This is a genomic window from Streptomyces sp. NPDC003691, assembly GCF_053981115.1.
In genome coordinates this window covers 83,700-96,582 of the sequence record NZ_JBSFNQ010000009.1, presented here as the reverse complement: position 1 = coordinate 96,582, position 12,883 = coordinate 83,700, and the positions used below count along the sequence as shown (strand labels likewise).

At 69.5% G+C, this 12,883-nt stretch carries 13 protein-coding genes; 6 read left to right on the top strand and 7 right to left on the bottom strand.

From position 1 onward, the window contains the following. The first annotated feature begins 83 nt into the window (after window positions 1–83). Window positions 84–755, top strand: a complete 672-nt coding sequence (locus ACWDR0_RS06940) for a TetR/AcrR family transcriptional regulator (RefSeq protein ID WP_456350598.1) — start codon at window positions 84–86, stop codon at window positions 753–755. A gap of 42 nt (window positions 756–797) precedes the next feature. Here ACWDR0_RS06940 and ACWDR0_RS06935 read toward each other — a convergent pair whose 3' ends face one another. After that, the gene (locus ACWDR0_RS06935; protein WP_456350597.1) at window positions 798–1,712 is read right to left on the bottom strand and encodes a LysR family transcriptional regulator; all 915 of its coding nucleotides are present in this window, start codon (window positions 1,710–1,712) and stop codon (window positions 798–800) included. 502 nt (window positions 1,713–2,214) lie between these two features. On the opposite strand from ACWDR0_RS06935, the gene ACWDR0_RS06930 reads away from it, so the two are divergent. The 5 genes from ACWDR0_RS06930 (at window position 2,215) to ACWDR0_RS06910 (ending at window position 6,381) form a co-directional block, all read left to right on the top strand. Next, window positions 2,215–3,471 carry an FAD-dependent monooxygenase gene (locus tag ACWDR0_RS06930; RefSeq protein ID WP_456350596.1) on the top strand — a complete coding sequence of 419 codons (1,257 nt, stop codon included), beginning with the start codon at window positions 2,215–2,217 and terminating at the stop codon, window positions 3,469–3,471. Window positions 3,472–3,542: 71 nt separating this feature from the next. Then, a complete protein-coding gene (locus tag ACWDR0_RS06925; RefSeq protein WP_456350595.1) occupies window positions 3,543–4,250 on the top strand; it encodes an alpha/beta fold hydrolase in 708 nt (235 codons plus the stop codon). A 104-nt stretch (window positions 4,251–4,354) separates the two neighbouring features. After that, entirely contained in the window at window positions 4,355–5,179 is an 825-nt protein-coding gene (locus ACWDR0_RS06920; RefSeq protein WP_456350594.1) for a methyltransferase domain-containing protein, read from the top strand. Between the two features lie 272 nt (window positions 5,180–5,451). Continuing rightward, window positions 5,452–5,829 carry a hypothetical protein gene (locus tag ACWDR0_RS06915; RefSeq protein ID WP_456350593.1) on the top strand — a complete coding sequence of 126 codons (378 nt, stop codon included), beginning with the start codon at window positions 5,452–5,454 and terminating at the stop codon, window positions 5,827–5,829. A gap of 150 nt (window positions 5,830–5,979) precedes the next feature. Then, entirely contained in the window at window positions 5,980–6,381 is a 402-nt protein-coding gene (locus tag ACWDR0_RS06910) for a peptidase inhibitor family I36 protein (RefSeq protein ID WP_456350592.1), read from the top strand. 205 nt (window positions 6,382–6,586) lie between these two features. Here the strand turns inward: ACWDR0_RS06910 and ACWDR0_RS06905 are convergent, their stop codons facing one another. The 6 genes from ACWDR0_RS06905 to ACWDR0_RS06880 form a co-directional block, all read right to left on the bottom strand. Continuing rightward, window positions 6,587–8,152, bottom strand: a complete 1,566-nt coding sequence (locus ACWDR0_RS06905) for a carbamoyltransferase C-terminal domain-containing protein (RefSeq protein WP_456350591.1) — start codon at window positions 8,150–8,152, stop codon at window positions 6,587–6,589. After that, window positions 8,146–8,997 (bottom strand): histidinol-phosphatase, encoded by an 852-nt coding sequence (gene hisN / locus ACWDR0_RS06900; RefSeq protein ID WP_456350590.1) that lies wholly within the window; start codon window positions 8,995–8,997, stop codon window positions 8,146–8,148. The genes ACWDR0_RS06905 and hisN overlap by 7 nt, the downstream gene beginning before the upstream one ends. Window positions 8,998–9,037: 40 nt before the next feature. Next, the gene (locus tag ACWDR0_RS06895; RefSeq protein WP_456350589.1) at window positions 9,038–9,727 is read right to left on the bottom strand and encodes a methyltransferase; all 690 of its coding nucleotides are present in this window, start codon (window positions 9,725–9,727) and stop codon (window positions 9,038–9,040) included. A 26-nt stretch (window positions 9,728–9,753) separates the two neighbouring features. After that, window positions 9,754–11,043 (bottom strand): DegT/DnrJ/EryC1/StrS aminotransferase family protein, encoded by a 1,290-nt coding sequence (locus ACWDR0_RS06890; protein WP_456350588.1) that lies wholly within the window; start codon window positions 11,041–11,043, stop codon window positions 9,754–9,756. Between the two features lie 48 nt (window positions 11,044–11,091). Next, window positions 11,092–12,111, bottom strand: coding sequence for a Gfo/Idh/MocA family protein (locus tag ACWDR0_RS06885; protein ID WP_456350633.1), 1,020 nt, complete (start codon window positions 12,109–12,111; stop codon window positions 11,092–11,094). Window positions 12,112–12,207: 96 nt separating this feature from the next. After that, window positions 12,208–12,696: an NUDIX hydrolase gene (locus ACWDR0_RS06880; protein ID WP_456350587.1), complete on the bottom strand. Its 489-nt coding sequence runs from the start codon at window positions 12,694–12,696 to the stop codon at window positions 12,208–12,210. Between the last annotated feature and the right edge of the window lie 187 nt (window positions 12,697–12,883).

Below are 12,883 nucleotides of genomic sequence, written 5' to 3'. Positions count from 1 at the left end.
AGCGCCAGGCCCGGCCGCCCGCTCGGCTGGACTCGGGAAGGGCGGGCGCGGCCGGTTCCGTTGACAGGACTATTCTGTGCCGCATGACGGAGAGTTCCCGGCAGAGTGATCCGGTTGAGGGCGCCCGCCCGCTGCGGCGGGACGCCGCCCTCAACCGGACGCGGATTCTGCACGCAGCACGTGAGGTCTTCGGCCGGCAGGGGCTGGGGGTCACACTCGACGAGGTTGCGCGCCACGCGGGGGTGGGAGTCGGAACGGTCTACCGGCGTTTCCCCACCAAGGAAGCGCTGATCCGGGCCCTGTTCGAACAGGATCTCCGGACGCGCCAGGAGTCCGCCGAGCGAGCTCTCGCACATGCCGACCCCTGGCAGGGGCTGGTCGACTTCCTCCTGGAGATGTCCGCGGACCTCGCCGAGAACCGCGGCCTGTACGAGGTGCTCATGCTGGGCGAGCACACGTCCGCCCCCATCGAGACAGCGCGCGGCGGTATGCTCCCCTTCCTCGAAGCCCTGATCCGCCGGGCCCAGGAAAGCGGAGACCTCCGTCCGGAGGTGACCCCTGCCGATATTCCCGTCATCCAGCACATGCTGTACGCGGCCGCCCAGTTCACCCGCGGTCGGCAACCGGAGATCTGGCGCCGCTACCTCGAAGTCCTCCTCAACGGTCTTCGCGCGCGCCCGGACAACCCCGCGCTGACGACCCCCGGCCCGAGCAACGAGACGGTGGAACAGGCGATGGGTATCGTCAGATCCTGACGGGCCGATGCGAAGGCGGGGGAGCGGGTATCCGCACAGGGTTCATCCCTGTGCCGGGAGCGCGCCCTCCGGGGGATCGTCGGGTAGCTCCGTCCACAGGTCGAGAAAGGCCCGGAGCGGCGCGCTCGGCCGGGTACCCAGCCGCCAGACGAACACTTTGCGCAACCGGATGGCGGGTTCCAGGGGTACGGCGACGAAGCGTCGGTCGGCCGTGAGAACCGGGCTCGCGCGGGAGGTGAGGGCGATGCCGACCCGCTCCGCCACCAGCGCGATCTGCAGGGCGACATCGTTGGTGGCATAGGCGATGTCCAGCCGCACCGCCCGAGCGGCGAAGGCGTCGCGGATAAAGGCGTGAACACCGCTGTCGGGACCGTAGCTGATGACGGGGTGCCGGGCCGCCTCCTCCAGGGACATCGACTGCTCCGCGGATCCGTCCCCGGCGGGCAGCACCGCGACGATCCGGTCGTTCAGGAGTACCCGGGACCCCACGGCGACCGGTAGCCCGTCCGGCGGTTCCGCGAGCACGGCCGCATCGATCGCCCCCTCCCGGACCCGCTTGAGCAGGGTGGGGCTCGACGCGCCGACGAGACTCACCGAGACCCCCGGGTACCGGCGGTGGTACTCCCCCAGAAGGCGAGGGACACGGGTCCCCTCCAGACCGCCTACGGTTCCCAGCGCCAGGGAGCCGCTCAGCAGCCCGTAACGGTTGGCGAACTCCAGGGCGGCCGAGGCGGCCGAGGCCAGACAGGCCCGCGCGTACGGGAGCAGAACCCGGCCCCCGGACGTCAGGACCACCCGCCGCGGCAGCCTTTCGAACAGGGGCTCTCCCAGCTCCTTCTCCAGCGCCTGGATCTGCTGGCTGATCGCGGGCTGCACCACATGGCAGCGCGCCGCGGCCCTGGTGAACGACCCCTCCTCCGCCACCGCGACAAAGTACTCAAGTGTGCGGAGCTCCATGCCCGGGAGGCTATCAACCGGACCGGAACGGGAGGCTGTTGCCGGGCTTCGGGGGTGACGTGCGGGGGTGGGAGCCCGGTCCTTCCGCAATGCGGCTCCCGACACCCGGCTCACCGTCCTCGGGCACCAGGAGGAGGACACGGCGGAGGCGACGGCCCGTACCCTCCACGCCCTCGTCCGCTTCACCCTCGGCATCCCCCGGGACCAGCCTTCTCGGCGCGCTGTGCCGTGGCGTCGCGACTTCACCCGAGACGCGCCCCCGCCGGCCGGGGAGACGCATGCCTCCGTGCACGTGTTGCGGGCCCGGCCGTGCGATCAGGGAGGGTGACCGCTGTCATCACCGCTCCGTATTGGACGCTCAACGGCCGACGGGCGGAGGCTGGTGCCCGGCCGCCGGCTCCGGCCGGACTCCGGCACGGGGGACTTCCGGCAAGGCGTTCGCCGTGCCGCCCGACACGCGGCCGAAGGCCCCGACAGCCCGGCGGAAGACGAGGGGACAGCGGTGAAAGTGACCGTGGTGGGTGGGGGGATAGCAGGGCTGACCTGTGCGTTGAGTCTGCACGCCGCCGGCTGGGAGCCCCGGGTCCGGGAAGCCGCACGGACCGTCGAAGCGGTCGGTGTGGGAATCAATCTGCTGCCGCACGCCGTCCGGGAACTCTCCGAGCTCGGCCTGGCCGGTGAACTGGCGGCCATCGCCCTGCCCCCGAACCGGCTCAGCTACCGCGACCGCACGGGCGAGGAAGTGTGGTCGGAACGGCTGGGGCTCGCCGCCGGCTACCACTGGCCGCAGTACTCCGTCCACCGGGGACGTCTCCAGACGCTCCTGCTGGCGGCGGTCCGCAAGCGCCTGGGGCCGGACGCGGTCCGTACCGGGCTGCGGTTACGGCACTTCAAGGAGATCCCGGACGGCGTCCGGGCCCACTTCGCGGACCGGACGAGTGGTCGGCCCACGGCCGAGGACACCGACGTCCTGGTCGGCGCGGACGGCATCGGCTCCAGGGTACGCGGTCAGCTCTACCCGGGCGAGGGCCCCGCCCGGGGCAACGGCGTTCATATGTGGCGGGGGGTAGCACCCCACCCGCATGTCCTCGGCGGACGGACGATCGTGGTCGCCGGGGGCACCCCCGGTGACAAATTCGTCGCCTATCCCATCGAGGACCCGGCGGCCGGAGGCGGGGCAGCCCTGATGAACTGGGTGCTGGAGGTGCGGCACGAGCCGCCCCGCCGTCCTCCGGCCGGCACCGGCCGCCGCGTCGGCGAGGAGGAGGCCCGCGCCGGGCTGGCGTCCTGGAACCTGCCGTGGATCGACCCGGCTGCACTGGCCGGGCACTCCCCGGCGATCGCCGAGTATCCGATGCTCGACCGCGACCCGCTGCCCCGCTGGAGCTTCGGCCGGATCACCCTGCTCGGTGACGCCGCCCACCCGATGTACCCGATGGGCATGAACGGCGGATCGCAGTCCATCGTCGACGCCCGGGTGCTGGCCTGGTGCCTGGCCCGGCAGAAGGACCCGGTATCCGCGCTCCGCCGCTACGACCGGATGCGCCGGCCGGCCGTCAACGCCGTGGTGCTCGCCAACCGGCGGCTGGGGCCGGAGGAGATCATCGCGCGAGCCGAGAAGAACGGCGGACCGCTGCCCGCCCGCCGCGCCGAGGGGATAGCCACTCGCTACCGGCAACTGGCCGGAGCCGGCGTGACCGAAGTCAATACCCACACGTCGTGGACGGTGACGCGCCCCGCCACCCACCCCTCACCGTGAGCACCGGCCCCGTACTCCTCCCGTACCACCGGACTCCCCGCACCGATCACCCCTCAAGGAGCTGACCTGCAGTGAGCACCGCATCGAGCCCTCGGAACGTCGTCCTCGTCCACGGCGGATTCGTCGACGGATCCGGCTGGAAGGGGGTCTACGACCTGCTGCGCGCGGACGGCTACCGGGTGAGCGTCGTCCAGAACCCCACTCTCTCCCTCGCGGGCGACGTGGCCGCGACGCGTCTCGTCCTCGACGCCCAGGACGGCCCCACGGTCCTGGTCGGACACTCCTACGGCGGGGTGGTGGTCTCGGAGGCGGGCCGTCATGAGAAGGTGACGGCACTCGTCTACATTGCGGCCTTCGTCCCCGCCGCGGGCGAGTCCGTGAGCAGCCTGATAGCGGACCCGCCGGCCGGCGCGCCCGTACCGCCGATCCTGCCGCCCGTCGACGGGTTCCTCTTCCTCGACCGGGAGAGGTTCCCCACCTCCTTCGCCGGCGACCTGTCGACCGACGAAGCCCGCTTCCTGGCCGACTCCCAGGTGCCCTGGGGGGTGGACGCCCTCAACGGGAAAGTCGGAGACCCCGCCTGGCGCGACAAGCCTAGCTTCTTCCTCGTCGCCACGGACGACCGCATGTTTTCTCCGTCCGCCCAGCGCGCCATGGCCGAGCGGGCCGGTGCCACCGTGGCGGAGACCAGTGGCAGCCACGCGCTCTACGTCTCCCGGCCCGATGTGGTCGCCACCCTCATCACCAGGGCCGCGTCCACTGCCCTGGGCGACGACTGAGCCCTCCGTCCCGCGTCGCCGTCGCCGCCGTGGCCCATGGCATGCGACCCGTCGTGCGGCGTGCCGCCGACCCGACAAGTCCGTGCGAGAAGGAAGGACGCCCCATGACGAGCAGCGCGTTCCCCGCGGAGCACACGGAAGCACACACCTATGTCTTCGCCGACTCGGGCGCCCGGGAGCGCGATCGTCTCCGGTTGCTGGCACGGCTGCTGGACCCGCTGCACCAACGGGCGCTGAGCGCTGCCGGGATACGAGAAGGGCTGCACTGCCTGGAAGTCGGTTCGGGTACCGGTTCGATGGCCGTATGGATGGCTCAACAGGTCGGCGTCGAGGGCTCCGTCCTGGCCACCGATATCAACCTGTCGTTCCTGGGACACCTGGAGCATCCGAACATCGTGGTGCGCGAACTCGACGTGGTCACCGCCGAGCTGCCCCTCGGCGCCTTCGACGTGATCACCTGCAGTGCGGTCCTGCACCATCTGCCCCGGCGGGAGTCCGTGGTGGAGCGTCTGGCGCGCGCTCTGAAGCCGGACGGGGTCCTGGTCCTGGTCGAACCGGACGCCGACGCTTCGGTCTTCGCGGGACCGGAGCACCAGCGCTTCTGGTCGGCCTGGTGCCGCTGGGGGGCGAGCGAGGGGATCGACTTCCGGCTCGGCCGGGCACTGCCCCGGGCCGTGCGGCGCGCAGGGCTGGAACTCCAGGACATGTGCATGGAAGTGCCGTTCTACGCCGGTGGCTCCCCCTGGGACCTGCTGTACCGCGCAACCGTCGAGGCGGCCGGGCCGCGGCTGGCCCGCTGGGACGGCCCCGACCTGGTCGCCGAGTTCGACCGCCTTCCCGGCCGGGACGGCCACCCGGTCTGCTCGCTCGGCTGGGTGGTCGTCACCGGCCGGGCCCCCGGGAGAGGGAAGAGGGCGCACTCCCGGTAGGAGAGCGTTCCCGGCGAGCCGCGCGGGACTTCCGAGTCCGGTGGGGCGGCCTCGGCACCCCCGTCACCGGCGGCGCAGGAGCCGTCCGGGCGGGCGCCCGCTCCCTGGCCTGCCCCGCGCGTACCGACCCCTTGTCTTCGGCGGTCAACTCGGAGAAACTTCTTGCAGCTTCTTTCTGCAAGAACTTGCAGCATCGCGTCATGACGTACATCCGCCCCCGGGCCCGATGTGCACCGACGTCGGGCCCTTTCCCGCGAGGAAAGGACAAGCTCATGCCGTTGTTGAGGAAGGCCTGGCAGCGTCTGGCCGCATCAGGTGCCGTGGGAGCCGTGGCCGTTTCGGCGTGCCTGGTGGCTACTACGGCCCCGGCGGCCGCCGCTCCGGCCGCCGCCCTGGGCGGCGTCTTCATCTACGCCAACCCCAACTACTCGATCCCGGTGTACCCGAGCGGCGCTCCCGTGTACGTCGCGAATCTCGGCGGCCCGGCGCGGGACAGCGTCTCCTCCATATCCAACAGCACGGATCTCCGCATGTGCTTCTACGAGCACGGCAACTTCGGCGGTCTCGAGTTCCGGATCGGCCCCGGCGAGATGTGGGCCACGATCCCCGGGTGGATCAACGACAAGATCTCGTCCTACCGGCCCTGCTGAGCGAGGACGATCCGCACGGCACCACAGCCCTCCGTGCGCGCCCCTGCGGGGCGGGTACGGGAGCCGGCCCACCCTCCCCGCCGGCCGCTTATCGCCACCCCATGAACCGGTAGGGCGAGAAGTGGCCGGCCCGCCGACAGAAAGGCAGCCATGTATTCCAGCAACGAAGGCAGGTTCTCCGTCCTTGCCCGTGCCAAGCGCCGGCTGGCGCTTCTCGGTGCTGTTGTCACCCTCGCCGCCTCGGCGGGTGTTCTCGCGAACGCGACCCCCGCCGAGGCCGCCGGCTGCATGGGGAACGGGCGCAGCCTGTGTCTGAGGAAGGACGTCAACTACGGAGGATATTCCCTCCCCTTCAGCATGCCCAATGTCCATACGAACCTGGGCCAGTACCAGGATCAGGTCTCCTCCATCGTCAACGACTCGCACTACTCCATCTGCTTCTACGAGCATCCCAACTACGGCGGGCTGGAGTTCAGAATCGGCCCCTGGGAGTGGTGGGCCAGCCTGCCCGGCTGGATCAACGACAAGATCAGCTCCTTCCGTCCGTGCTGAGGAGACGGAACAAGAGCACGTGACGTCGGTTCCCGCGGCCGGATGTGGTCACGGGAACCGATGGGCGGCGGGGTCGTCCCCGGCCCCGCCGCCTGACGGAGCAGCGAACGGATGCGGACCGAGGCATCCTTCGCGGCCCTCTGCGGGGCTGCCCCGATCCCCTCTGACCGGCATTCCATCTCCGCGGCATGCGGTGATGAACACGCTACGTTCGTGATGTGATGAAGTTGTCATTGACGACATAGCCGTCCAGGCCGTGGAGTTCTCCGTACGCGATCAGGTCGCTGGTCCGGTTGATGAACCCGCGGCCCGAGTAGTTGAGCGACGTATTGCAGAGGACGCCGAATCCGGTCAGATCCCGGAACGACGTCAGCAGTTCGGCCATTCCCGGGTTCGCTGCCGGGGTGACGGTCTGCGTCCGGGCCGTCCCGTCGATATGTGTCACCGCTCGTAGTTCGCCGGTCCGGACCCGGCTGAAGTAGAGCATGTAGGGGTCGGGGACGCCTCCGTCGAACCATCGGCCCGCGTCCTGCTCCAGACAGATCGGGGCGATGGGCCGGTAGCTCTCCCGCTGTTTGATCCTGTTGAGTCTGACGGTCGTCTCCTCGGTGAAGGGGGCGGCCAGGATCGACCGGTTCCCGAGCGCGCGGGGACCGATCTCCCAGCGGCCCCGCGCCCAGCCGATGATGTTCCCGTCGCGGAGGTACCGGGCGACTTCGCCGTGGGCCAGCGGACGGATCTCGTAGCGCTGCGGATCGAACCCGATGTCCTCGACGAACTCGCCGCCGGTATAGACGTCCCACTCCAGGGCGGCCGACCCGGTGTAGAAGTGCTGGGCGTCGATGGCGGTCCCGATCGCGGAGCCGCTGTCGTTGGGGCAGGGCGGAACGAAGACCGCGGGAAAGAGACCGCATTCGCGCCAGCGGCGGTTCCACTCGCAGTTCAGTCCGCAGCCTCCCGAGATCAGGAGTGGGAGCCCCTCCGTCAGATGCTCCTGAGCGTAGGCGTGGAACCGGTCGAAGACGGCGTCCGAGAGGCGGGCGGCAAGGTTCTTGTACGCGTCCGATTCCACCCCGATGTCATGGAAGGGGGAGTCGGCCATCCGGTTCTTCAGGGCACCGGTGATGACCTCCGTCCGACCGAGGATGAAGTCGATGGTCTCCCGTTCCGCCCGGGTCGCCGGCCGGTTCTCGGCGAACCCGGCGAGTGCCATCTGCTTGCCCGCGTCCTGGAAACGGACCCATTCCTGGTGCGGGCTGAAACCGGGGTCCGCGAGAGCGAATCCGTAGGAGTACTTGTTGCCCGGGTGGTTGAGCACCTCCTTGAGATGGGTCACCTTCCCGCGCTCGTCCATACGGTAGAAGGAGCCGATGTTTCCCTCCCACACCAGGCTGTAGAAGGGCTGGTCCAGGCGGAACGCGGACATCCCGTAGGACGTCATGATGTGCGAGCGCTCATGAGTGGACGAGAAGATGCGCACGTTCTTTCCGAAGAACCGGCCGGCCTCGTCGGAGATCGCGGCTTCCCCCACCCCGAAGTAACCGGCGCGTGAGGGCTGGTCCGTGGCCTGTGTTCCCTTGATCCAGCCGCTCATGGCGATGACGTCCGGCTGTCTGTCCAGCCGTTCGGCCGCCAGGGCGAACACCTCGGCGGTCGGATTGCTGTAGCGGAGGAACGAGTCCTTCTCGGCCTCCAGGGAGAAGAGCAGCCTGCCGTCCTCGACGGCCGCGATCGCCCCGTCGTGGCCCTCCTTGAAGGAGAGAATCAGCATGGTCGGTCCGCCTCTCTGCGAATTTCGTGATCGGTGGCGGTACCGGGCCGGGCCGAGAGGATTCCGAGGGCGGTCCGGTGCAGCCGGGGGTTGGCCGACAGAGCTCCGCCACCGCTGCCCGGCGAGGCGCCCAGGAGATCGGTGCAGATACCGCCTGCCTCCTCCACCAGAATCTGCACGGCGGCGATGTCCCAGGGACTGACGACCGGTTCCGCCGCGATGTCGAGGGTCCCTTCGGCAACCATGCAGTGCTGGAGGAAGTCGCCGAAGGCCCGGTCGTCCCAGCACGCCTCGGCCAGGCGGAGATATGCCTCGCGCGAGTGGAACAGATCCCAGGTGCGGATGCTGGTGGTGGACAGATAGGCGTCGGCGAGCCGGGAGGTGCCGGAGACCCGCAGCGGGCGGGGCGGGCCGTCGGGTCGCCCCCGGCGAAGCCAGGCGCCCTGCCCGGCCGCCGCCCACCAGCGGCTGTGCAGGGCGGGCGCGCTGATCACGCCCACGACGGGCCGGCCGTTGTCCAGCAGGGCGACGAGGGTGGCCCAGACCGGGATACCGCGGAGGAAGTTCTTGGTGCCGTCGACGGGGTCGACCATCCAGGTGCGCCCGCCGCCGACGGAACCGCCGGTCTCCTCCCCGGCGAAGCCGTCGTCCGGGCGGGCGGAGCGCAGTGCCTCCCGCACGGCGTGCTCGACGGCGGTGTCCGCGTCGGTCACCGGCGTACGGTCCGGCTTCTCCTGTACCCGCAGATCACCGGCCTGGAAGCGGCGGCAGGTGATGCCGTCGGCGAGATCGGCGAGCTTCAGGGCCAGTTCGAGATCCGCCCCGGGCGGCAGGGAAGGACTCACACCACACCTCGTGGTTCTCCGGGCACGTGAGGCGGCCGGGTCATGCGGCGTGCAGTTCGAACAGGTGATACTCCATGACTCGGATCTCTTCGATCCGGCGTACGCGGCGCAGCAGCTCGATCCGCAGTCCGGCTCCGGCGACCAGCTCGTCGAGCCGTTCGCGGTCTCCCAGATCGGCCGTGCCGAGCAGGAGTCTGCCGCCGTCGGCGAGATGCTCGTGGGCCCCGGCGACATATCGGGCCTGACCCTGGTAACCCGGGTCGAAGACGGCGGAGTGCAGGTCGGTGGAGAGTGCGAAGCCGTCCTCCACATAGGTCCAGGGCACGTTCCAGAAGATGGCGTCGAAGCGATCCTCCGGCCCGAGCGCGGTGTACATATCGCTGTGGAGGACCCGTACCCGGTCGCTCACGCCGTGCCGCTCGGCGTTCGCCACCGTATTGGCCACCGCCTTCTCGTTGATGTCCAGCGCTGTGACGGACGAACATCCGTGCAGTGCCGCGGTGACGGCGATGACGCCTGTGCCGCAGCCGATTTCGAGGAACGAGCCGTTCTCGGGATAGGGCACGATCGAGGCCATCACCTCGGTGGCTGCGCTGAGGGTGCCCGGGAAGACTCCCCGGTGCAGGCTCCATTCCCGGCCCAGCAGCGTGAAGGAGTCCGGCAGGTCGTCACCCACGAGGGCGTGCCGGAGGGCCTGTGCCACGGTCTCGGGGGTTTCCTCGAACGTCATGTCCGCCGCCTTTCCGGTGGAAATGGTCATCGGGACGGGCCGTCCGCGTACCGCACGAGCGCCTCGCGGTGCCGGGCGATCTTGCGGAAGGCGTCGGCGTACTGGTCGATGAGCTTCGTGTCTCCGGGCCAGTCGGTGAAGGTGGGCAGGGAGAGGGCGTGCTGCTCGACATGCTCGGCGTACGAGCCGTTGACGGGAGCCGCGCCCTTCTTCGGCACTCCGGGGAAGAGGGGGTTCTCCGGACGGGAGTAGAGCGGCAGGGTGGCCAGCCGGGGGCCGGAGGGGGCACCCACTTCCATCCCTTCGGCGCGCAGGGCCTCAATGAGCACGGAGCGGGGGACGCCGCCCAGGACCTCGGGCCGGTAGAGCGGTTTGTAGCCGTACCAGGCGCCCATGTCGACATGGGCGCCGATCCGGACCGGCTCCAGATAGGGGATCTCGGCGAGATGCTCGCCGAGGTGGCGGAGGCAGCGGTGCCGGGACTCCTTGCGTGCCGGGAAGGCCGCGAGCGCATGCCGGGCGACGATGGCGTTGAACGGTGACATACGGAGCTTCAGCCCGAAGCCGGTGACCCAGTGCGCGCGCAGGTCCTCGTCGACGACGGCGTCCCGCGAGCGGTCCCGGTAGTGTCCGAGGAGGGTGGCGCGGTCGTGCACCGCGGGGTCGCTGGTGACGAGAATGCCGCCCTCTCCCGCGTACACGGCCTTGTTGGCCTGGAGGGAGAAGACCGCGGCGTCCCCGAAGGTACCGACGGGCCTGCCCCGGTAGCGGCTGCCGTGGGCGTGGGAGCAGTCCTCCAGAACGCGCAGCCCGTACCGCTCGGCGATCCGCAGGATCGCGTCCATGTCGCAGGGATGGCCCCACTGGTGGACGGCCGTGATCACCTTGGTGTGTTCGGTGAGCGCGACCTCCAGTGCCGCGGGGTCCAGACAGCGGGTCCCGGGGTCGATATCGGCGAGCACCACATCACCGCGGAGCGCGAAGACGGGGCTCAGCGCCGCGTGGTAGGTGAGCGCCGGACCCACCACGTCGACGCCTTCCCGGACGCCCAGGGCGAAGTACGCGGCGAGAAGGGAGCTGGTACCGGAGTTGAAGGTGACCGCGTAGCGGGCTCCGCCGTCCAGAAACGCGAGGAAGTCGGCTTCGAGCCGCCCGATGGGACCACTGTTGCCCTTGATGGAGATGTCGGTGTTCCGCTGCCGCGCGAGTTCGGCCAGCTCCGCCTGCTCGGCGGGAGGCGGCCATACCTCGTGGGGCAGCGGCTGCTCGATGGCGGGTGCGCCCCCGAAGAGGGCGAGTCGTTCGGCGGTGGTCATGCGTCCTTCCAGTCTCGGCTTCCGGGTCCGGGCCACGGAGAGGCAGCGTCAGGCGCAGCGGTCGGCGAAGTCCTTCCGCGCACCCGAGCGGTCCCGGTAGATCCCGTCGATCGTGCGTACGACGGCGAGTTGACGCTGAAGGTGTTCCTGGCGGTAGCGGCGGTCGTCCAAGTGCGCCAGATGATGGGCGATCATGGAACGCACGGTGTCGGCCTTGGACTCCCTCGACGTGCAGCGATCCAGCGGCAGCCCTCCGAGGGAGTGCAGGATCGCGGTCCCGGGGGAGACGCTCAGCGCTCCCTCGGTGCCGAGTACGCAGAGGTGCTCGGCCTTCTCGTAGTGATGGCGTGAGATGCGCAGTGAACCCACCAGGCCCGTCGAGGGATAGCTGCACATGAGACCGGCAAGATCCTCCAGCCGGCGGTCACGCATCTCCTGGTAGTGGTGCACGAAATCGGAGGAGTGCACGTGAGACGCTTCGGGGAACAGACCGTGCAGCACGTCGACGAGGTGGTAGCCCATGTCGAGGAGCACACCGCCCAGCGCTCGCTCCCGGGAGGCGCGCCAGCCGGCGGTCGGATGAGCCAGGTTGAAGTGGTAGTCGTAGGAGAACCAGTAGGGCTTCCCGATCCGCCCGAGATTCTCCCGGGCGAACCGGAATACAGGACTGAAGTTCCGCTGCAACAGGGTGAACACGCTACGGTCTGCCCGCTGCGCCAGCTGCACCAGCTGCTGGGCTTCCCGCTCGGTGACGGCGAACGGCTTCTCCTTGATGATGTGGCTGCCGTGTGCCAGAAGTTTCGTACAGACCGGAAAGTGCTCATTGTGCGGCACGGTGACGACAGCGGTGTCGAACTCGGCCTCTTCGAGTGCCTGGTCGAGGAGGTGGTAGTGAGGGAATCCCCAACTGTGCGCCAGGGACGGGGCCGCCGGGGCGGGGTCGACCCCGCCGACGATATCCGCATTCTCCCCGATCATCGGAAGATATTCTCTTCCTTGTTGTCCGGCGAAACCGATCAGCAGGACTCGGGATCGCGGACGCACGTTCTTCAGCCTGTCGCCGGGCATGCGGAACATCCCCTCACGGAAATTCATGTGACGATGGCGGGGGTGGCCGGGAGAGGGTCATGGAGATCCCGGCCGGACTCCTGGCCGCGAGATGCTTCAGCGAGCGCCGGATATCTCTCCGGGAGCCGCCGCGAGCCAGGCGTGCCCCGCGGTCACGACATCCCTGATGAAACCGCTCCCGCCGCGCCGCACGTTCTCGTCGAGCAGCGCGAGGTCCGCGGCTGCGAGCCAGGCGAACTCGGTGTGCTTGTCCGGTTCGAGCGTGGGTGACGACAGGTTCCCGGTCACCTCGACGACGTAGTCCGATTCGATGTACCGGACTCCGTCCGCCGTCCACTCCTCGCGTGCCACCAGGGCGAGAATCCTGCGGAGTCGCCACCCGGTCTCCTCCGCGATCTCCCTGCGGAGTGCGTCCGGGAGGGCTTCGCCCTCCTCGACGGCGCCGCCGACGACGTCCCAGCAGCCGGGGAAGAGACGCCGGCCGGCCGAGCGGCGCTGGACGAAGATCCGGTCGTACGGGTCGCGGATCAGCGCGCCTACCATCAGCCGGGGTCCGGTGGTGCTGCCGATGGACGTGCGGGCCATTCTTTCCTCATTTCACCTGCACATAAAATTCGCATGCGCCATACGCTAGGCAAAAGACGGATGAAATCGAACGGTCCGAACGGCGATAGGGGATTCGGCGGCGGATGGTCTGTTGAATCCCCTTCCTGATCCTACCGGCATGTGCGCCGAGGGAAACATCCGTCTTCGGTGAACATGGGTTCGCCGA

Excerpts from the sequence above, each read along its gene's own strand:
- ACWDR0_RS06940 (WP_456350598.1), top strand. The coding sequence starts at position 84 with ATGACGGAGAGTTCCCGGCAGAGTGATCCGGTTGAGGGCGCCCGCCCG.
- ACWDR0_RS06935 (WP_456350597.1), bottom strand. The coding sequence starts at position 1,712 with ATGGAGCTCCGCACACTTGAGTACTTTGTCGCGGTGGCGGAGGAGGGG.
- ACWDR0_RS06920 (WP_456350594.1), top strand. The coding sequence starts at position 4,355 with ATGACGAGCAGCGCGTTCCCCGCGGAGCACACGGAAGCACACACCTAT.
- ACWDR0_RS06915 (WP_456350593.1), top strand. The coding sequence starts at position 5,452 with ATGCCGTTGTTGAGGAAGGCCTGGCAGCGTCTGGCCGCATCAGGTGCC.
- ACWDR0_RS06910 (WP_456350592.1), top strand. The coding sequence starts at position 5,980 with ATGTATTCCAGCAACGAAGGCAGGTTCTCCGTCCTTGCCCGTGCCAAG.
- ACWDR0_RS06905 (WP_456350591.1), bottom strand. The coding sequence starts at position 8,152 with ATGCTGATTCTCTCCTTCAAGGAGGGCCACGACGGGGCGATCGCGGCC.
- ACWDR0_RS06895 (WP_456350589.1), bottom strand. The coding sequence starts at position 9,727 with ATGACGTTCGAGGAAACCCCCGAGACCGTGGCACAGGCCCTCCGGCAC.
- ACWDR0_RS06890 (WP_456350588.1), bottom strand. The coding sequence starts at position 11,043 with ATGACCACCGCCGAACGACTCGCCCTCTTCGGGGGCGCACCCGCCATC.
- ACWDR0_RS06885 (WP_456350633.1), bottom strand. The coding sequence starts at position 12,111 with ATGCCCGGCGACAGGCTGAAGAACGTGCGTCCGCGATCCCGAGTCCTG.
- ACWDR0_RS06880 (WP_456350587.1), bottom strand. The coding sequence starts at position 12,696 with ATGGCCCGCACGTCCATCGGCAGCACCACCGGACCCCGGCTGATGGTA.